At 56.1% G+C, this 19,367-nt stretch carries 17 protein-coding genes; 10 read left to right on the forward strand and 7 right to left on the reverse strand.

Going from position 1 to position 19,367, the window contains the following annotated elements; translation table 11 throughout:
• Positions 1 to 64: 64 nt before the first annotated feature.
• Both RY831_RS27230 and RY831_RS27235 read left to right on the forward strand, forming a co-directional pair.
• Entirely contained in the window at positions 65 to 358 is a 294-nt protein-coding gene (locus RY831_RS27230) for a hypothetical protein (protein ID WP_326509510.1), read from the forward strand.
• Between the two features lie 149 nt (positions 359 to 507).
• Positions 508 to 750, forward strand: coding sequence for an RNA chaperone Hfq (locus tag RY831_RS27235; RefSeq protein WP_326509511.1), 243 nt, complete (start codon positions 508 to 510; stop codon positions 748 to 750).
• Between the two features lie 235 nt (positions 751 to 985).
• Here RY831_RS27235 and RY831_RS27240 read toward each other — a convergent pair whose 3' ends face one another.
• Positions 986 to 1,186, reverse strand: coding sequence for a hypothetical protein (locus RY831_RS27240; protein ID WP_326509512.1), 201 nt, complete (start codon positions 1,184 to 1,186; stop codon positions 986 to 988).
• Positions 1,187 to 1,192: 6 nt separating this feature from the next.
• A complete protein-coding gene (locus RY831_RS27245) occupies positions 1,193 to 1,540 on the reverse strand; it encodes a PilZ domain-containing protein (RefSeq protein WP_326509513.1) in 348 nt (115 codons plus the stop codon).
• Positions 1,541 to 2,017: 477 nt separating this feature from the next.
• Here RY831_RS27245 and RY831_RS27250 point away from each other — a divergent pair, with 477 nt between their 5' ends.
• Positions 2,018 to 2,200: a hypothetical protein gene (locus RY831_RS27250; protein WP_326509514.1), complete on the forward strand. Its 183-nt coding sequence runs from the start codon at positions 2,018 to 2,020 to the stop codon at positions 2,198 to 2,200.
• Between the two features lie 934 nt (positions 2,201 to 3,134).
• Here the strand turns inward: RY831_RS27250 and RY831_RS27255 are convergent.
• The gene (locus tag RY831_RS27255; RefSeq protein WP_225984968.1) at positions 3,135 to 4,832 is read right to left on the reverse strand and encodes a multicopper oxidase family protein; all 1,698 of its coding nucleotides are present in this window, start codon (positions 4,830 to 4,832) and stop codon (positions 3,135 to 3,137) included.
• Positions 4,833 to 5,301: 469 nt separating this feature from the next.
• Between RY831_RS27255 and RY831_RS27260 the strand changes: the two genes are divergently transcribed.
• From RY831_RS27260 to RY831_RS27285, 6 genes are all read left to right on the forward strand, one after another.
• Positions 5,302 to 5,439, forward strand: a complete 138-nt coding sequence (locus tag RY831_RS27260) for a hypothetical protein (RefSeq protein WP_192805321.1) — start codon at positions 5,302 to 5,304, stop codon at positions 5,437 to 5,439.
• Positions 5,440 to 5,742: 303 nt separating this feature from the next.
• Positions 5,743 to 6,153 carry a hypothetical protein gene (locus RY831_RS27265; RefSeq protein WP_151639342.1) on the forward strand — a complete coding sequence of 137 codons (411 nt, stop codon included), beginning with the start codon at positions 5,743 to 5,745 and terminating at the stop codon, positions 6,151 to 6,153.
• 74 nt (positions 6,154 to 6,227) lie between these two features.
• Positions 6,228 to 7,562 (forward strand): TolC family protein, encoded by a 1,335-nt coding sequence (locus RY831_RS27270; protein WP_228536160.1) that lies wholly within the window; start codon positions 6,228 to 6,230, stop codon positions 7,560 to 7,562.
• Positions 7,559 to 9,175, forward strand: a complete 1,617-nt coding sequence (locus RY831_RS27275) for an efflux RND transporter periplasmic adaptor subunit (protein ID WP_151639341.1) — start codon at positions 7,559 to 7,561, stop codon at positions 9,173 to 9,175. The genes RY831_RS27270 and RY831_RS27275 overlap by 4 nt, the downstream gene beginning before the upstream one ends.
• On the forward strand, positions 9,172 to 12,348 hold the full coding sequence (locus RY831_RS27280) for an efflux RND transporter permease subunit (RefSeq protein ID WP_151639340.1): 3,177 nt from the start codon (positions 9,172 to 9,174) through the stop codon (positions 12,346 to 12,348). The genes RY831_RS27275 and RY831_RS27280 overlap by 4 nt, the downstream gene beginning before the upstream one ends.
• A 691-nt stretch (positions 12,349 to 13,039) precedes the next feature.
• The gene (locus RY831_RS27285) at positions 13,040 to 13,462 is read left to right on the forward strand and encodes a transcriptional repressor (RefSeq protein WP_151639339.1); all 423 of its coding nucleotides are present in this window, start codon (positions 13,040 to 13,042) and stop codon (positions 13,460 to 13,462) included.
• A gap of 72 nt (positions 13,463 to 13,534) precedes the next feature.
• Here the strand turns inward: RY831_RS27285 and RY831_RS27290 are convergent, their stop codons facing one another.
• The 3 genes from RY831_RS27290 to RY831_RS27300 form a co-directional block, all read right to left on the reverse strand.
• Positions 13,535 to 14,485, reverse strand: coding sequence for a CAP domain-containing protein (locus tag RY831_RS27290; protein WP_326509515.1), 951 nt, complete (start codon positions 14,483 to 14,485; stop codon positions 13,535 to 13,537).
• Positions 14,486 to 14,699: 214 nt separating this feature from the next.
• On the reverse strand, positions 14,700 to 15,827 hold the full coding sequence (locus tag RY831_RS27295; RefSeq protein WP_225984966.1) for a glycosyltransferase family 4 protein: 1,128 nt from the start codon (positions 15,825 to 15,827) through the stop codon (positions 14,700 to 14,702).
• A gap of 572 nt (positions 15,828 to 16,399) precedes the next feature.
• Positions 16,400 to 16,525: a hypothetical protein gene (locus tag RY831_RS27300; RefSeq protein ID WP_264158769.1), complete on the reverse strand. Its 126-nt coding sequence runs from the start codon at positions 16,523 to 16,525 to the stop codon at positions 16,400 to 16,402.
• A gap of 433 nt (positions 16,526 to 16,958) precedes the next feature.
• On the opposite strand from RY831_RS27300, the gene RY831_RS27305 reads away from it, so the two are divergent.
• Complete coding sequence (locus RY831_RS27305) at positions 16,959 to 19,004, forward strand: copper resistance system multicopper oxidase (protein ID WP_151639337.1); 2,046 nt, start codon at positions 16,959 to 16,961, stop codon at positions 19,002 to 19,004.
• A gap of 216 nt (positions 19,005 to 19,220) precedes the next feature.
• On the opposite strand, the gene RY831_RS27310 is transcribed toward RY831_RS27305, so the two are convergent.
• Positions 19,221 to 19,367: a hypothetical protein gene (locus tag RY831_RS27310; protein WP_225984965.1), complete on the reverse strand. Its 147-nt coding sequence runs from the start codon at positions 19,365 to 19,367 to the stop codon at positions 19,221 to 19,223.

The raw sequence follows: 19,367 nt of genomic DNA on the forward strand, positions 1-19,367 counted from the left end.
GGAACAGATGGTCTTGGTACAATAGAAAATATGCACAATTGTTGGCGGGGTGAGCACGTTGGGCTTGGCAAACGCCGTGCTGGAACGCTGGGCCAGCGATGTGCCGGAAGCGGGTGAAGGTCAGTGCCAGATTCGGATCATTTTTGAAGACGGCTTTCAATACCGTAACCAGTTTGGCCTAAGCCGGTCGCAAAAACGCATTTCGCTGGCCAAAGTGTTGCGTCAGCAGTTGGCAGCGATGGCGTCGCCGAATACAAGCCAACGTAAGCGCAAAGACCGCACCGGTCCGATCACTACGATTGCACTACCGACGCTGCCATTGAACGCGGACGTGATACTGGCCCGATACGACATTTAGCGCGGTGTCCGGTCCCTTTCTGAAGTGAGAGAAGGTCGGGCCGGAGCGCAAGAAAAATCGAATCTATGACACGCAGTAATAACGATTTAGTTCAGGCGACCTTTTTGAATGACTTGCGCAAGCAGCGCATGTCGGTCATCGTGTAACTGGTGACCGGGGTAGGGCAATCCGGGAAGATCGAATCGTTTGATCAGCATGCGGTGTTACTGCGACACGGTGACAGTGTGCAGCTGATATATAAACATATGATCAGCAGCATTATGCCGGGGACAAAACCCCAGACAGCTCAGGCATCAAATCCGGCAAAACGGACAGTGAAGCGTCCTGATGCCAACTCAGGCCCTGTGGTGACCCGTAAAGTACCGCGTCGAACGATTGTTCGTGATGAATAACGCCGCTCAAACATAGGTAAGCAAGGCGTTGAACGTCAATGGAAGATGGTGCTGGTATTCGTTCCGCCCGCCAGCTCCGGTGGATGCCGCCTATTCTTTTGAAATTGAAGTCTCACTCCGATGGCTGCATGGGGCGATTGTACAGAGCAGGGACATGAATCGGGCAGTACTACTATTGATGCGAGTCAACGAGTAAGGTATCCCGTCCCTCACGTAAAGGGTCCGTCAATTGACACTAGACGTTTGCCGGCCACCAGTCGAAGGCTTCCTGGCGTAATACGAAGATCGACTGTGTCTGGTCCAGATAAAAGCGCGAGGTCACTGCGCTCCATTGGCCTTCTACCTTTTGGCCGTCATGCAAAATGACGATGTACTGATTCCCATCTTTCGGTTCGTGCAACTGCTCATTGTATTTGGTACGAGTTTTGATCTTCATGGTGGGTCAACACACGGCTACTACATGGCTTGTCAACAAATCTTCGATGCAGGCTTTGCTATAAGCGTCCATGTCGAGAAATCGAACTCCCGCGCTGAATCCTTCTTCGGTAGGATCGCAATAGACCACTGTACCCCACGCATTAATCCGTCGCGGGCTGTCCGGAACCTCAATGGCGATGGCATAGTTACGACCGATTACGAGGGGACGGTGACTGAACAGACCGAGACCATGCAACGACACATCCAACGTGATGACGGAATAGGGGCCCACATCGTCCATGAGTACCTTCGCGTCGAAGGAACAATACTGGCGCCGGTGTAAGCGGCGTTTAAAGGCAGAAAAAGAATGCATGCGGCCATTCTAGTTCCAAGGTGCAAACATGTTTCAAATACGAAACATTTATTGCGGCGCATCAAATGCAGGGGTACCCAGTATTCCAATATTCGATGTCGTCGACTATCGTCATTGCCAATGCCATAAAAAAGCCCGCAAGAGCGATACGCCGTGCGGGCCATAAAATCCAAACCGGAAGGTTGGGAGGAGACGTAAAGTAGATAGAGATACTTTTGCCAAGTTCAAGGGACGCATTAAGTATTTTCTTTTGATGTCTTGTACTCGACAGCAAAAACTGTCGGTAGAACACGCTGACCAGCTGTGCTCAAGTGTTGCAGTCAGAATAGGCTTTCGATATGTCGTTGGAAGCAGACGCCTGGCGGGACGGAAAGGGTGTTGTGAGGGAGAGGCTACACGGAGAACAGGCTGAAATTGCCTGAGTCTAGGACGGATACGGTAGAATAGTAGTACTGTCTTTTTATACAGTGAAGGCAAATGATGGCAACGCAAATGAAAACCGGGAAGAGCGATATCGATGCCTTGAATCGCTATGGTATTGCCGATGCAGCCAGAACACGCATCACGGCGCAGATTCTTCGCAACGTCACCAGGCCGGCTCAAAAACAACCGGTACAACCTCAAGTGCCTAGAATGTCAAAAGCAAAGACAACGGCTTGAACGTGCGGTGCGCCACTCAATCGTTTTATTGACCGGTCAATAAATTGCTCATAGCACTGCAGCCTGCATAACGCAAGGGACTAGTCCGTCGACTAGGCGCTGCAACATACTCGAACGCCTACTTGAGGCCTATCGTATGGGTGAGCGCTTAACATCATGCGACTCTTGAGCCAGTCACGAGCGCCCGAGTCCATCGCTGCCGCAATGACTTCTGGTGGCAAGCTATAGACCGTAGCCCAGGCGGCGCGCCCATCCGCGATATTGGACGGAAAACTCGCGGTTTCTATTGGCCAGTGATACTTGCGCTTCAGAGTTCTGACAATGGCGGCGAGTGTCACTCGTCCGCGGAGCGGCTCGGCACCAGTCTGATCTGTGTTGGAAAGCAGAACGGCGAGGACGGCGCCACGCGCTGTACGCGGGCCGGGAAAAATGGGAGATTTGGCCGGCATCGCGATATTCTAGCCTTGGCGCCAATTCGGCGGTGCGGTTTCCGGCTTTGCGTATCTTATTGCTTATAATCGAAACGGCACTGCATAACGAACTTTGTGGTCTCCGACTGGAGCATCGCAAAACACCACGAGCAATTCAATATTGCACAATCATTTTTGCATAGTTATAACGACTGTTCTTTGCCAGCCGGTACCGTGTGCCAGAACATTCAATTATGTTAAATAGCCCACGCTTATTTTGGTGTCGCAGTAATACGGGCGTCAACATACAGTGAAGGTGAGGCTCGAATACGATTTTTATACGACAACTGCTTTAATGCACATCGGGATAGACGTCGTTAGATGACCGTTAACGTTCAATCCAATGCACGATCTCTAACCGTGCTGCGGATCAAGCCTCATGATGCGCTTGGTAGACCCGCTCGACTTTGCGAGCCTTGAATCAGCGTGATAAGGGTACGCATAGTTTGCGTGCATGTCCCCGCTCAGTCAACTACGTCGAATCGCACCATCATTGCGTGATCTTCGTGACTGATGTTATGACAATGCATCATGTACTTGCCGATAAAGTCACGAAACTGGATGAATACTTCCACCTCCTCACCGTCAATGATCGGATACACGTCCTTGCGGCCGCGCTCATGAGCTGGCGGTGATTTTCCGTCCCGTGACAGGATCCGTCCTTCTTCCATGTGGATGTGTACGGGGTGCAGCCAGCTACCCTTGCTCTCCAGCGTCCAGATCTCAGCCGTCCCTTTTTTTACGGTGAACAGCGGCTTGGTCACGTCAAACAGGTTGCCGTTGACAGTCCAGCTGCCGCCGGAGCGATCGAACTCGAAGTTGCGTCTGCGCACAGCCTTCTTGGTATCAATCGGCGGAAGGTCGCGCAATTTCGCCGGGACTTGGCTCGGGTCATCGACCGCTCCAGCTTTGATTTTAAACTTCAGGATCTCGTCACCGGGGGTGAGGAGTTTTCCTGTCGGTTTCCTGCCGTCGACCTGTTCCAGCCGGTTCACCAGGATGACCTCATCGTCAGCACCGATATTGCCGAAGGCCTTGAAATCGATGATGATGTCGGCACGCTCGGCCGGCGCAACGCGAATCTTCTGCATCGTCAATGGCGCCGGCAGCAGGTTGCCGTCATTGGCGATATAGGTGAAATTCTGTGCACGTCCCTTGTACATGAGGTAGAACTCGTACTGCCGGGACGGGCTGGCGTTCAGGATACGGAAACGGTACTTGCGGCGCCTGACATCAAAGAACGGCTGGATCTTTCCGTTGACGCAGATCTTGTTGCCCAAAATGCCGTCATTATTGAATTGATCCAGCTTCACATAACCACTGGCGTCGAACTGCTTGTCCTGCACCATCAGCGGAATGTCGAAGTCGCCGACGCCGCTGGGCAGGCGCAGCGCTGTCGGGCTAGGGTCGGTCTCATTGCCAGAGTCGATATGGTCGAACAACAAGTAGAATCCGGCGAGTCCCCGGTAGACATTCCCGGCCGTGAAATCCATCCGGTGGTCATGAAACCATAATGTGCCCAGTGCTTCCCGCGCGTCACCGCCGGCATAGGTGTTCGGGTACAAATGGTCCTTCCACCGTCCTGGTGCGGTAAGCGATGGGCCCGCCTTTGTGGCGCTATAGTAGTCACCGGTGAAACCGTCACTCTCGGAGGCACAGTGCAGGTTATGCAAGTGAGTGGAGATCTCCGGAGAACCATACCCGACGGCATCGCCAGGCAAGTTATTGCGAAAGCGGACGCAGACGGGCTCTCCATACCGGGCTACGATCGTCGATCCGGGCAACGTGCCGTTGTAGCCCCAGATCAGGTTCTTGGGCCCTTGCGCATGGAACTGATGTTCTGCCTGCCTGACATCAATATCGTAGAGCACTCGGGGCTGAAACTCGGTCCAGCGCTGGTGTGGGAGGCGTCCAGTCTCGCCGTTTGCTTCATCGCAGTCTGCCGCAGGAGCGGGGGCTAAGGCACCTACTGGCGCCAGTGCTCTATTGACAGGCAGAGGGTCCATCCATGGTGTGGTGGTATAGCCGCCGCTAGGCGTAGTGGTCTGGGCCTGGATATCCCCGATGCGGGACGCAATGATACTGGTACCGGTTGCTACCATGCCGAGTTTCAGGAGGTTCCTGCGGCTGAGCCCGCTTTCTTTAGTAGAGGAAGACGACATGGTCGACACCCTTTCTGTACATGGTAAAAATGTATGTGTAGATAACGGCGTTGTGCCCGGATCCCGACCATTTCATTGGCCGCCTCTGCCTGCTGCTACATCGACGTTCCGTTTGTGACGAGATTAGCCAATTTGGCAATGACGGCCAATAGTACAAATGCCGTACAAGGCTGCGGATCGCAATGGCTAGCTCAACAGCCGCAGCGGTACTAAGAATAAAGCAGCCCTCGTTTTTCGCCTTCTAGCAGGCGGCTGTCATGCAGCATTGTCGTTCTGAGTTTGTGCCCGTTATCAATTGTCTGAGATGAACTCAACAGGGAAGTGCAGGCACCGGCTTTGGGCAGCTAGCCCCAAACAGTACCCCGAAGCTCAGCAAGCACTTTCCTTGGCAAGGGGGGATGTTGCTGCGGCTATGCCGTTAAATGCAAGTGGTAGGCAGAAGACAAGTCACCACGGATACGAGTCGCCGGTGGTCAAATCCGCTGTGGTGTCCAATCCGGCGCTCGAATCGCTGCGCAAGTTCGTGGCGGAAAACCCATCCATTGCCACCATCGGCAAGGACCAGTTCGCCGTCCAGAAGATGCTGGGGCGCGACGGCTACAAATAAGAGCAATCCGTCCTCAGCATTCCTTGTAACTGAACCAGAGTTCTGCAACGAGTCAATGGTACCGCCTATAACGATACCTTTGTCGATTCCATGTCCATGAGCCGTGCTGCGATCAAGCAGCGGCGAATCACACTTCGCAAGCACTGAAAGCAACTGAAAAGGAGAAAACTCATTACCGTCTGGCATCTGTAGTCAGCACTGTGTTCGTCAGATCCTGCTAGAGTATTCATGTCGAAATGGCGAAACTGCGCTTGACAACGCGCCAACGAATTGCATAGGATAAAAGCCGCCCATTACCGCACCATGAGAAAATCCCGTCCATCCAGAATTGTTGCCGCGCTTGTAGCGCTGTTCAGCGTGCTGTTTATGCAGTTCGCAGTAGCGGCCTACGCTTGCCCGACACTGCATCTTGGACAGGCCAACGACACGATGGACATGAGCGCTGACGTCAATGGTATGGCGACCATGTCGGGCTGCGCCGGTGTGGACATTGAGAAGCCTAACCTCTGTCAAGCAGACAGTCACAAAGGAAAGCTTTCCCTGGACAAGCCCGAGCTGCCCAATGTGCCGTCGTTTGCGCCAGCGCAGTTACTAGCGATAGTCATCCCAGTTCATCTTTCCATTCCTTCTGCGCCTTCCACCTCACCAGCAGGCATATTGGCGCGGACTACCGCGCCGCCGTTATCCATCCGCCACTGCTGCTTCAGAATTTGACGCTTCAGATTGCGTAGACCTTCGCTGTACCCGCTTGGCGGGACCAGTGCTGTTCGTTGCTATCTGGAGATTTCATGTTATTCCCCACCCCTGCGCATGCATCCATGCGCCGCGTCGCTCGCCGGTTTGTACCGGGAATGGCTCTCGTTTCAATCTTGGTCTCGACTTCAACGACCGCTTTTGCGGCAGGTGCGCCGCTGACGCTGACTCAAGCACAGCACCTGGCTGTTGAGCGGTCACGTCAGCTGCAGGCCAAGGACTATGCTGTCACTGCATCCCAGGAAATGTCGGTTGCCGCCGCTCAACTACCAGATCCTACGTTGAAGGCGGGGGTCGATAATCTGCCGGTCAATGGATCCGACCGCTTCCGGTTGGGGGCCGATTTCATGACCATGCGTTATGTCGGCGTCATGCAGGAAATTACTCGCTCCGATAAGCGAAAATTTCGTGCCGAACGCTATCAACGAGAGGCGGACAAAACCACCGCGGAGAAAACGGAAGTGGTCGCCAATATTCAGCGCGACACCGCACTTGCCTGGCTGGAGCGCTTTTACGCCGAAGCGATGGCTGCTGTCGTGGACGAGAATGCGACACAGTCGGAGTTCGAAATCCAAGCCGCTGAAGGGGCTTACCGGGCTGGACGCGGCAACCAGGCTGAGATTTTCGCCGCTAAAAGCGCCTTGTCGACCTATCGTGACCGGGCTAGTCAAGTCAACCGTCGCATCCGGAATGCGAAAGTCACCCTTGCACGCTGGATTGGCACCGCCGCCGATTCACCGCTTGCCGGCAAGCCTGCCACAGATACGGTTCGTCTGGACGCGGGTGCGCTCGATACCCAGCTCGCTCATCACCCCCGTATTGCCGTTCTGAACCAGCTCGAAGCCATGGCCGTGGCGGACGCGAAGCTGGCGCACGCCAACAAGCAGCCGGATTGGAGCGTGGAAGTCATGTATCAGCAGCGTGGTTCCGCGTATGACAACATGATCTCGTTTGGCGTCTCCGTGCCGCTGCAATGGGACCAGAAGAACCGTCAGGATCGGGAACTTGCAGCCAAGCTGGCCATGGTCGAGCAGGTCAGGGCCGAGCGCGACGACATGCTTCGTGCGCATGTGGCAGAAACGCGCGCCATGCTCAACGAGTGGGAAAACGGAAAAGAGAGACTGGCCCGTTACACAGAGGAACTGGTCCCGCTGGCAAAGGAACGCACGCTTGCCGCGCTAGCGGCTTACCGTGGCGGAAAGGCGGGCTTGGACGATGTGTTAATGGCACGGCGCAACGAGATCGATGTGCGCCTGGAGGCGCTGGAGCGGGAAGCTGAAACAGCCCGGCAGTGGGCCGAGCTTAATTTCCTGTTTCCAGATAGTGGCTTGAGTCATCCAGCCACTACGCAATACAAGGAATTCAAATGAAAGCAAAAGCAATTGTGCTCGCGTTGGTTGCAGTTGGCGTCGTTGGAGCCGGAGGATATGGCTTGTACTCGGCCGGCATTGATCAAGGACTGAAGTTGGCGGCTCCAGCGCAGGGCGGGACGGCGCCTGCCGGCGCGGCCGGAGGTACGTCAGGCGGCGGCTTGGTGGACTCTGCCACTGGTAAAAAAGTGTTGTACTGGCATGATCCCATGGTACCCGGACAGAAATTCGACAAACCTGGCAAATCTCCCTTCATGGATATGCAACTGGTGCCGGTTTATGCCGAGGATGCTGGTGATGAAGGCAGCGTCTCAATCAACCCACGGATCCAGCAAAATCTTGGAATTCGCACGGCAGAGGTGACGAAAGCGAATCTCGCAGCGGCGCTCGAAGCGGTCGGTAGCGTTGCCTATAACGAACGTGACTTGGTCATGGTACAGGCGCGGAGCAACGGCTTTGTAGAACGGCTGTATGTGCGTGCCCCGCTCGATGCAGTCCGTAAGAGCCAACCTCTGGTTCAGCTTTACGTTCCCGACTGGGTAGCGGCCCAAGAGGAATATCTTTCCGTTAAACGGATGAATGGCACGGGTGCGGAGGCATTTGTCGACGCGGCGCGCCAACGGATGCGCTTGGCCGGCATGACGGATGACCACATCCGCCTTGTAGAAACGACGGGAAAAGTTCAGGCCAGGATGACACTTACGGCACCGGTATCCGGTGTGGTGGCGGAACTGTCCGTGCGCGAAGGCATGACCGTGATGTCTGGCGCGCCGCTGTTTCGCATCAACGGCTTGTCAACCGTGTGGGTCAACGCCGAAGTGCCGGAAAATGTCGCGGCGCAGGTTCGTCCCGGTAACGTCGTCGAGGCACGTACGCCATCGTTGCCCGGAACCGTTTTCAAAGGAAAGGTGAGTGCGATATTGCCGGAAGTGGATCCCACGACGCGAACACTGAAAGCACGGGTCGAGCTTGCCAATTCGGGCAGCCAACTCGTTCCCGGGATGTTTGCGACCGTCAACTTCACACCACATACCCGCCAAGACGTGTTGACCGTACCGAGCGAGGCGGTGATCGCGACGGGTAAGCGAAGCGTCGTGATGATTGCGCAGGGCGATGGCAGGTTCGCCCCGGTCGATGTGGAGGTTGGTATCGAGGTGGATGGCAAGACCGAGATACGAAAGGGCCTTGAGGCAGGCCAGAAAGTGGTGGTGTCGGGCCAGTTCCTGATCGACTCGGAAGCGAGCCTGAAGGGCACCATAACGCGCCTGGGCGAAGTACCTGCGGCAGCCGAGGGTGACAAAGGCGGCGACCAACTCCATCGCGGACAGGGCAAGGTGGAAGTCATCGACAAGGACGAAATCGTTCTCTCGCACGAGCCTATCCCCAGTTTGCAGTGGGGAGAGATGACCATGGGATTCAAGCTTCCACCACAAGGACTGCCAAAGGGCATTGCCGAAGGTGATAGCGTCACCTTCGAGATCCGGCCTCGCAAGGATGGCACCTATGAAGTCACGTCTATTGGTCCGTTGGGCGCTTCCGCTGCTTCAGGCGCGAAGGGTGAAATGAAAGGCGGCATGAGCATGCCCGCAGCGCCGGCAGGAGCCGTCAAATGATTGCCAAGTTGATTCGTTGGTCCATCGCCAACCGGTTTTTAGTGTTGCTGGCAACGATCATGCTCACTGCATGGGGCATCTGGTCACTGACGCGTACCCCGGTGGATGCATTGCCTGACTTGTCCGACGTGCAGGTGATTATCCGAACCACTTATCCCGGACAGGCACCACAGATCGTCGAAAACCAGGTGACGTATCCGTTGACCACCACCATGTTATCAGTGCCGGGGGCGAAGACGGTACGCGGTTATTCGTTCTTTGGCGATTCCTTCGTCTATATCCTGTTCGAGGATGGCACCGATCCGTACTGGGCGCGTTCGCGCGTGCTCGAGTATTTGAACCAGGTTCAAGCGCGGCTGCCACCCCAGGCGAAGGCATCCCTGGGACCCGACGCAACCGGTGTGGGATGGATCTATGAATATGCGCTGATTGACCGGAGCGGAAAAATGGACTTGTCACAATTGCGCGCATTGCAGGACTGGTTCCTCAAGTATGAGCTCAAGACCGTCGCCAACGTCTCCGAGGTCGCCAGCGTGGGCGGCATGGTCAGGCAATATCAGATTGTGCTCGACCCGGACAAGCTGCGTGCCTACAGCATCCCGCACGGAATGGTGATCGAGGCAGTGCAAAAGTCCAATCAGGAAACCGGCGGCTCGGTGCTGGAGCTGGGCGAGGCCGAGTACATGGTACGCGCATCGGGGTATCTCCAGTCCCTCGATGATTTCCGCAAGATTCCATTGACGACCACCTCTGCCGGTGTTTCCGTGCGCCTGGGGGATGTCGCGCGAATACAGCTCGGACCGGAAATGCGTCGCGGTATCGCTGAGCTGAACGGAGAGGGCGAGGTGGCGGGAGGCATCATCGTCATGCGGTCGGGTAAGAACGCCCTTGAAACAATCGATGCCGTCAAGGCCAAGCTACATGCGCTAAAACCCAGCCTGCCGCAAGGAGTGGAAATCATTCCCACCTACGACCGCAGCGGACTTATTAAAAGCGCGGTGGCAAATCTCGAAGAGAAGCTGATCGAGGAATTCATCGTGGTGGCGATCGTCTGCGCGATATTCCTGTTTCACGTTCGTTCTGCGCTGGTCGCCATCGTTTCGCTGCCGCTGGGGATCCTCAGCGCTTATATCGTGATGTACTACCAGGGGGTCAACGCCAATATCATGTCGCTTGGCGGAATTGCAATTGCCATCGGCGCGATGGTCGACGCGGCCGTGGTGATGATCGAAAATGCGCACAAGCATATCGAGGCCTGGCACCAAGCCCATCCAGAACGCAAGCTCAGCGGTGATGAACAATGGCGTGTCATCGGAGATGCCTCGGCAGAAGTCGGTCCTGCATTATTCTTCTCGCTGCTTATTATCGTGCTGTCGTTCATCCCGGTGTTTACGCTCGAAGCCCAGGAGGGGCGCTTGTTCTCGCCGCTGGCATTCACCAAGACTTATGCGATGGCGGCAGCGGCGGGCCTAGCGGTGACGCTGATACCGGTATTGATGGGATACCTGATCCGTGGGCGCATCCCGGAGGAGCAGAAGAATCCACTCAATCGCTTCCTGATCGCGCTTTACCGTCCGCTGCTCGATGGCGTGCTACGCTTTCCGAAGATGACATTGGTGGCCGCCGCCGCCATCGTCGCATTGACCGTGGTGCCGTTGAGCCGGCTGGGCGGAGAATTCATGCCGCCGTTGAATGAGGGTGACCTACTCTATATGCCATCTGCACTGCCGGGACTATCGGCTGGCAAGGTGTCGGAACTCTTGCAGCAGACCGACCGGCTGATCAAGACCGTCCCCGAGGTGCATACCGTGTTCGGCAAGGCAGGACGTGCCGAATCGGCGACCGACCCGGCCCCGCTCGAAATGTTTGAAACCACGATCCAGTTCAAGCCACGGGAGCAGTGGCGACCTGGCATGACGCCCGACAAGCTGGTCGAGGAGCTTGACCGTGTTGTCAAGGTACCCGGACTTTCCAACATCTGGGTCCCTCCCATCCGCAACCGGATCGACATGCTCGCGACTGGCATCAAGAGTCCGGTTGGCATCAAGATCGCCGGAACCCAGCTTCAGGAAATCGACCGTATTACCGGCGAGATCGAGCGTACTGTAAAAAAGGTACCGGGTGTCAGCTCCGCGCTGGCCGAACGGCTGACAGGAGGGCGCTACGTCGATGTCAACATCGACCGCGACGCCGCGGCACGGTATGGATTGAACATTGCGGACGTACAAAGCATCGTGTCGGCGGCAATTGGCGGCGACAACATCGGTGAGACAATTGAGGGACTGCAGCGTTTTCCGATCAACGTGCGCTATCCGCGGGAGGTGCGTGACTCGGTTGAAAGGCTGCGTCAGCTGCCAGTACTGACGGCGCGCGGAGCCCAGATTCGGCTCAGCGACGTTGCCAGCATCCGAATTAACGACGGTCCGCCCATGCTGCGCAGTGAGAATGCCCGCTTGTCAGGCTGGGTCTACGTGGATATTCGCGGCAGGGACCTAAGCTCGGTCGTGGCCGACATGCAGCAAGCAGTGGCAAAGGAGGTCAAGCTGCCTGCCGGATATTCGCTTTCCTGGTCCGGCCAGTTCGAATATCTTGAGCGCGCGGCGGCCAAGCTGAAGGTCGTCGTACCGGCCACCTTGCTAATTATTTTCGTGTTGCTGTACATGACCTTTCAGCGCTTCGACGAGGCAGTGCTGATCATGGCGACGCTGCCATTCGCACTAGCTGGCGGTATTTGGCTGCTCTGGCTACTCGGACACAATCTGTCAGTGGCAAGCGGCGTTGGTTTCATCGCACTTGCCGGCGTTGCCGCCGAGTTTGGCGTCATCATGCTCCTTTATCTAAAGCACGCATGGAACGATAGGGTCATGCTCGGTAAGACGAGTGAAGCAGACCTGCTCGATGCGATCCGCGAGGGCGCGGTGCTGCGGGTGCGTCCCAAGGCGATGACGGTGGCGGTCATTATTGCCGGCCTCGTCCCGGTCATGTACGGCACCGGAACCGGCTCGGAAATCATGCAACGCATTGCCGCACCGATGGTAGGAGGCATGGTCACAGCCCCGCTGTTGTCGATGTTCGTGGTGCCGGTAGTCTATTTGCTCTTGCGACGGCGCGAGCTGCGAAGCGCACAACGCCGCGAGCAGAGGGCGCAGGAAACGCGGTTGAAGGCCGCCTGACGATTTCGCAGTTCACAGTAACGTGTGTAAGTCGTCCAGCGTGAGCGAGGCGTGGGAAGCGCAAGGGCGCCATGGATACGCGCATTGGCGTCTATGCGTCGAGATTGTGTCTTTGCAGGCGTTATAAAGCATAGAGGTGCTATGTTTTTATTGGGAAAATGGATACCGAAGGAGGTGGTCAACACCTACATTCTGCTATGGGGCCTGACGGTAGTTCCAATGCTGGTCTATATTTTCTGGGGCATGTGGAAAGCCAGGCGCCATGGCCGCCTGGCGCGGCCGGAAAGACGGAAACGCAAAAAACGCACACGGCATTGACAGCGTGCCTGAGGTTGCGAGCTTCCGATACGCGTTAGCGGCAAGATCATCATCTAGGTACGCGTATAGACCAGCGTACCGCTGAATTGGAAAGCAATGTCTTGCCGTCCACGAGTCGCATGCGGCCAGCCGTTCTCCTGGTACGAATGGCGTTCTGCTCGGCGATTTCACTTTGACCGTCAATGCAGCTGCAAGAGATCCTGCAAATCCGAGTAGCAACGGTATCGTCTACAAATTCAGGGGGGGGACGTGACCGTGTTTTGCAGCAGGCGTTGCCCCTGATCTGGAGATCAACGACGTGTCTGACATGGTGGCATGGGCATTCTATTATCATATTAGGGTTAATCCTCTAACCTGATCGCCCATTGATATCATGGATATACCAAAACAGATTCGAGACTGTGGTCTGCGGGCTACGCTTCCTAGAGTACGGGTGCTGCAGCTGTTCCATGAACATCCGGGAAAGCATCTTTCTGCGGATGATATTTCTCACCTGCTTGCGAATGAGAAGATTAACGTCATCTTGCCTACCGTGTACAGGGTATTGATGCAGTTTGCTGATGCGAATATCCTGATTCGTCACACATTCGACGCAGAGCGCGCCGTCTTTGAGCTCAATGAGGGTTCGCATCATGATCATCTTATTTGTACCAAGTGTGGCCGAGTAGACGAGTTCATTGATGAGGCGATCGAGCGCCGCCAAAAGGCCGTCGCCCAACAAAGGCGATTTGTGCTCCAGACACATACGCTTACGCTGTATGGTCTCTGCGCGCAATGTGCATCACGCGTTCGTTAAAGCAGGGCCTTCGCCGGTTTCATGTATTCGCAGTGCTGGGCGCAACCTACCGACAAGGGGCAGGCCAGTCGCTTACGACTGAGTGACAAACGTCCACGTCCGACTGACGGCACGGTTATCAATGAGGCCTCGAAACGTGACTTCATAGGTGGTGGCAGGCGCAAGCGGGACAAGAGGAATGATTGATGCCGCGGAGCTTGGCGTGTAACGGTCGGTGCCGGCTGTCAGTAATCGTACGGGGAGCGCTGCACTGCCGCGCGGCTGAATGGTAAAGCTTTCTACCTGTACAGTCGACGTCACATTCGCGTGGACGCTGATGGGGTAGCCGACTTCATTCTGCTCAGGAACAGGGTCGGGCAATTCATTATCGCTTTGAAAATTTTGGGGGACTTGCTGCTGCCCGTTAAAGGGATAGGTAACGATGTCGCTGGCGCCAAGTCCTCTGTCTAGCCCGACTGCACCGAAGTTCGTGGTGAAATAGGTCATGCCGCGCGCCGATGTTACAGCGCCGCTGCCTGCCTCTTTAAACATAGGTTCGAATGCCACGAACCGGTGATAGATAGCCGCAATCAACTCCTCCGCAGACCTGAAGCCGGAGGTATAACTGGTACTGGAGATGATCTCACCGTACATATAGCCCGCCGTCCCCAGCTCGTAGCCGGCATTGGCAAGGCGTTCGCCAAGCGTGGCACCGGTAAAATCCGCATCTGTCCGTGTTTGTTCATGCGAAATGACGTTATTCGTGGCCTGGTACCTCGAATGCCCAAGCGCAGCAGTGTCAATACGGTTATTGCGCGTCACGCTGGCCAGGCCCACCTGAGTACGTCTGAAATTGAACCAGTTGAAACCGTCCGTTGCGATGTTTCCCGTCGCTTGCGGTGCTCCTGGCTCTGGGGTGGGTGCAGCCGACGCGGCCGCGGTACTGGACGCGACGTTGTCAGTGCCGCTTCCACCACCACAACCAGCCAGGGCGATGGAGAGCAGAACAGCAAGGAGCCATTTTTTTGAGAGGGCAGTATGCAAGCGATACCTCCAGCGAGCGATTCGGATTCAGGGGGCGCTCAGCCTGAGTCACCAGTGGTGACCGACGGGTGAGATGGCATGGCGATGTCATGTGGCAGAACGCTTTGTTTGCAAATGACAATGTCCGGTATGACTGATAGCCATAGAAGTGGTTCATCCCATATGCAATGCCGCAGGAGATAACCATCGATCGATCCAGTCAGTCGGAGCCGGCTCAACTCTGACTCTGCTGCAAAAGGCCGCCGGGTGGATTGGCAACAGCAAGCCGGCATGCTTCCACGACGTTCAATGCAGCCCGTTCATAGGAGTACTCGCGCACACGGGCCACGCTCATCCTTGAACAATTCTTCCATGTCTCTTCGTTCGTCAGCAACATCGCCGCACGGGAAACCCATTGTTCTGGGTCCAGCGCACACACAAAGCCGTTTTCCCCATCACGGATGAGTTCGCCTGCCGCACCTGCGTATGGAGAGGAAATGACAGCCAGGCCTGCGGCGCAAGCCTCGTTCACGACAACGCCCCAAGGATCACAATGGGTAGGAAACAGGAAAATGCGGGCCTTCCAATAGAAGGGTGGCAGTTCCCGATGATCTTTGAATCCATGGAATTGCGCATCGACTACCTCGGCATGGGCCGCTGCGTATTGCCTAAGCATCGCTTCCTGGTCGCCCGCACCGATAAACAGGATGCGGGTCCTGCGGCGGAGTACGCCTGCGGCCCCGATGGCAACCTCGAGTGCGAACCTGGGATTCTTGACCTCTTCGATTCGGCCACAAAAGACAAAATCAAAAGGCCTTCGCATAGGGGTACCCTTGGCAGCAAACAATTCATTGTCAATGCAGAGGGGGACCTTGAAGCAGCGTTCTGCAGGGATCTGATAATGACTGAATAGTCGGACCCCGCCGTCGCTTGCAGCCAGAAAAGCCTTCGATCTGGCAAAGACGAAGCGCCGTATGCTCTTATGGATTCGGCTAAGGGAATGCTCAGACCAGTCGGTACCGTCAGTCATGGGAACATGCGGGATACGCTTAGCCAGCGCATAGGCGAGCGCATACAGATGCGTGGGGTTGAATCCTCCGGTGATGACGACATCAGGCGCAAAGCGATGCAATGCCGGGATGACATCTACGTTATTGTGTATATACCGGCCGCTTTTTTCGATGACGTTTTCACGCAGACAGACATAGCCGAAGTCCAGCGGCGGCAACACCCATTGTCGGTTCGGCTCGCGCATCGTGCAGAGAATAACCTGCAGGGTAACGCCTGGCATCTTGGCAAGAAGGCTAAATAGCGGTACACGGTAGGGCGGGAGCTCATTGGTCACAATAGCGATACGAAGCATGTTTGGACTCGTGTTCAGGGGTGCGTAAGAAAGTAACGCTATGGGTCACACGTGGGCAAGGCCGCGTTGGCGGTTCTGGTGCGTTCGGGATGAAAACACTTCATTGACATGGCTTGCGAACCTACAAGGCAATAGCACGCTTGCCACCACCCCTTGAGGTAAGGGGGATGTCGAACGATAATGCCGCCATCACGCAGGATCACGTCAGAAAAGAAAGGCGCGCCAGGCACGACATCATCCAGAGCATCGACTTTACAGGAAGTGGCAGCCGGCAATAGTGATGGTGCCGGCTACTCGCCGATGAACACCGATCGATTCGCGTCGATACGGAGGAAGACATGGCGAAGCTGGAGTGTCGCGTCGTTTCAACGGTATATGAGACGCAATTCATGTCGTCAATGCATAGGCAAATCCTTCCACGCCTTGTTGAGCGCAATGTGATGTGGTGGTCGACCGGCGAGTCGAATCGTTCGCAACGTGCACCCAACAGGGTGCGATCGCGGTCAATGGAAGATGTCTTCCCAGCCCGATATCCCACCCCAGGAATGATGGAGGAACGAAGGAGTTTGCACCTATTGTCCGCTGCGATAAGTCATGTCTTGTGGGTTGCCGTAGGGGCTATTACCGCCACCACGTGTTGCCATGCCGGAACAGCCAGCCACAAGCAGAACAAGCAGCACTGTAGAAATTGCTTTCATGTCATTTCCTGTTTTTCAAATTGGAGATACGGCGCTTAAGCACCTTGGCCTCTTCATCTTGAGCGATGGACATTACAAACAGATGACAAGAGGATTACATGTCGTGCCGGTATGCGTTAAGTCAGAAGGGCGATATAAACTTTTCAAGCATCGCCTCAGTCGATACAGAGGTACTTCATCATCCCCGCGCTTCGCCGAAGGACATTTGCGCAAAACGCAGCCTGGACGGAGGACATGGCATCGCATAAGTGCCCTCAAGCGTTATGCGTCGCTGTGTTCGCGCGTAAGTGGAATGCGATGGCGCCGTGGCAATGTGCTTTGTGGAATAGCATTTGCTGTGAGTGGACAGGTGCCATGAGCGAAGTTCTTGCGCTGCATGGAACGCCATCTGTACGCTGGATGACGAAGGAGTGGGTGTAGTAATCGATACTGAATGGCAAATGACACGATAGAAGACGGGGGTTGTGTGGATAGGTATAAAAAAGAGGGTGCGCTTAACCCTGCGAGCCGGTCGCGACGGCGGTTCGTCACTGGCCTGGCCGCAGGTGGGGCATTGGCAGTCGCCGGGCCATTCGGGCGTCTTGCATGGGCCGCTTCCGATACTGGCAAGATAAAGACAATGCAGGGGACCGAGTTTGATCTCGCTATCGGAAGTACGCCGGTGAACTTCACTGGGAAAGAACGCCACGCAACGACGGTCAACGGAGGCGTTCCGGGACCCTTGCTGCGCATGCGTGAAGGGACAACAGTTACCTTACGGGTGACCAACCGCCTCGCCGAGGACTCCTCCATCCACTGGCATGGGCTAATCCTTCCGTTTGAAATGGATGGGGTTCCCAGCTTCAGCTTTCCGGGCATTGGTCCCGGCGAGACCTTTACTTACCAGTTCAAGGTGCAACAGAGCGGCACCTACTGGTATCACAGCCATAGTCGTTTCCAGGAACAGACAGGGGTTTACGGGCCGATCGTAATCGATCCCGCCGGCCCGGATCCGATTCAGGCAGACCGAGATTATGTCGTCATGCTAAGCGATTGGACTGACGATGAACCCGAGTGGATTTTTCGGCGACTGAAGCAGTCCTCGGACTTCTTTAACTATCAGATGCCGACGGTGGGAGATTTCTTTCAGGATGTACGACAGATGGGTTTGTCCAAGGCGTTTGAGAAACGGCGCATGTGGGACCAGATGCGGATGAACCCCACCGATCTCGGTGATGTCTCCGGCGCCACTTTCACTTACCTGACCAACGGTACCTCGCCTGCCGGCAACTGGACAGCGATTGCACGGCCTGGCGAACGGGTCCGCTTGCGCTTTATTAACGGCGCGGCAACCTCCATATTTGATGTGCGTATTCCAGGCTTGAAAATGACCGTGGTTTCCGCGGACGGTCAAAACGTTGAGCCGGTGACGGTCGATGAATTTCGGATTTCAGTCGCAGAAACCTATGATGTGGTGGTGCAGATGCCGGATGACCGTGCCTACACGATCTTTGCGCAATCCATTGACCGGAGCGGCTATACCAGGGGAACACTCGCTCCCAGGTTGGGAATGTCAGCGGCCGTCCCGGAAATGGATCCGAAAACCTGGTTATCCATGGTCGACATGGGGATGGGAAACATGCCGGGCCATGACATGGGCGCGATGAACGTGCAGGGAAGTCCCCAACCTTCTGCAGCGATGGGGCAGTCGCACCCGCCCGGCGGTCAACATGGCGGCGCAGCGGGTACGACAGCAACGTCGCCGTCGCCCGGGGCCGGTCACGCGATGCATGACATGCCAGGCCATACGATGGGAGGGGCAACTCCAGGCGCAGCGCAGGCCGCGCCGTCCGGCATGGCCGGACATGACATGTCTGCCATGAACTCCCAGAGCACGCCGGCCTCCGCGCAAGGCGGTGGCAACATGGCGGGTCACACCATGGAGGGAATGGCAGGCATGTCGGGCCATGACATGTCTTCTATGCAGGACATGACGATGCTAGGCACTGAACCTGGCGTCGATTCCCGCTCAATGGCGCCTTCGAAGTCACTGAGTGATCCCGGGCCCCGATTGCGCGACAACGGGCGTCGGGTCCTTACTTATGCAGACCTGCGTACCATCGGTGGCCCTATTGACCAACGTCCCCCTTCGCGCGAAATTACGCTGCGGTTGACTGGAAACATGCAGCGCTTTATCTGGGGATTTGATGGCAAAAAATTCCATGAAGCCGAGCCAGTCTATTTCAAATATGGTGAGCGGCTTCGGGTCACGCTGATCAATGACTCGATGATGAACCATCCCATTCATTTGCACGGCATGTGGAGCGAGGTCGAGAACGAGAATGGGCAGTTCCAGGTTCGCAAGCATACGGTCAATGTCCAGCCAGGCAAGCAATTGACCTTTCAGGTCACCGCTGACGCCATTGGACAGTGGGCGTTTCATTGCCATCTTTTATATCATATGGAAGCGGGTATGTTCCGCAAGGTGATCGTCGCATGAGTATTTACCTGCCAACCTGTCGTGAAACTCATCGCCGGCGGTTGCCTGCGTTGCCTACTCTTGGCGTAGCGATCGGCTTGCTCCTCGCTGGCCCCGCCGTCTTTGCGCAATCGACAATGCCCGGAATGGACCACGGATCTATGCCGGGCATGAATCATGGTGCCATGCCCGGTATGGATCATGGCTCCGGGAATACCCAGTCAAACGCACCGGCTGTCACGCCCGCTCCTGCGCAACAGCCGCCATCCCGCGCTCCAGCGCCATCGCATGAGTCACATCCAGCCCTCTCCAGCCCGGCGTCTGGCATGCCGGCGCCGGCAGGCGCTGGTCGTAGCATCCCTGGTGATCCTTCGTCCGGAACAA

Source organism: Noviherbaspirillum album, assembly GCF_035916955.1.
Classification (GTDB): domain Bacteria; phylum Pseudomonadota; class Gammaproteobacteria; order Burkholderiales; family Burkholderiaceae_D; genus Noviherbaspirillum; species Noviherbaspirillum album.

Coding starts and splice junctions, on each gene's coding strand:
- RY831_RS27240 (WP_326509512.1), bottom strand. CDS start 1,186: ATGAAGATCAAAACTCGTACCAAATACAATGAGCAGTTGCACGAACCG.
- RY831_RS27245 (WP_326509513.1), bottom strand. CDS start 1,540: ATGCATTCTTTTTCTGCCTTTAAACGCCGCTTACACCGGCGCCAGTAT.
- RY831_RS27250 (WP_326509514.1), top strand. CDS start 2,018: ATGATGGCAACGCAAATGAAAACCGGGAAGAGCGATATCGATGCCTTG.
- RY831_RS27255 (WP_225984968.1), bottom strand. CDS start 4,832: ATGTCGTCTTCCTCTACTAAAGAAAGCGGGCTCAGCCGCAGGAACCTC.
- RY831_RS27265 (WP_151639342.1), top strand. CDS start 5,743: ATGAGAAAATCCCGTCCATCCAGAATTGTTGCCGCGCTTGTAGCGCTG.
- RY831_RS27270 (WP_228536160.1), top strand. CDS start 6,228: ATGTTATTCCCCACCCCTGCGCATGCATCCATGCGCCGCGTCGCTCGC.
- RY831_RS27275 (WP_151639341.1), top strand. CDS start 7,559: ATGAAAGCAAAAGCAATTGTGCTCGCGTTGGTTGCAGTTGGCGTCGTT.
- RY831_RS27280 (WP_151639340.1), top strand. CDS start 9,172: ATGATTGCCAAGTTGATTCGTTGGTCCATCGCCAACCGGTTTTTAGTG.
- RY831_RS27285 (WP_151639339.1), top strand. CDS start 13,040: ATGGATATACCAAAACAGATTCGAGACTGTGGTCTGCGGGCTACGCTT.
- RY831_RS27295 (WP_225984966.1), bottom strand. CDS start 15,827: ATGCTTCGTATCGCTATTGTGACCAATGAGCTCCCGCCCTACCGTGTA.
- RY831_RS27300 (WP_264158769.1), bottom strand. CDS start 16,525: ATGAAAGCAATTTCTACAGTGCTGCTTGTTCTGCTTGTGGCTGGCTGT.
- RY831_RS27305 (WP_151639337.1), top strand. CDS start 16,959: ATGGCAAATGACACGATAGAAGACGGGGGTTGTGTGGATAGGTATAAA.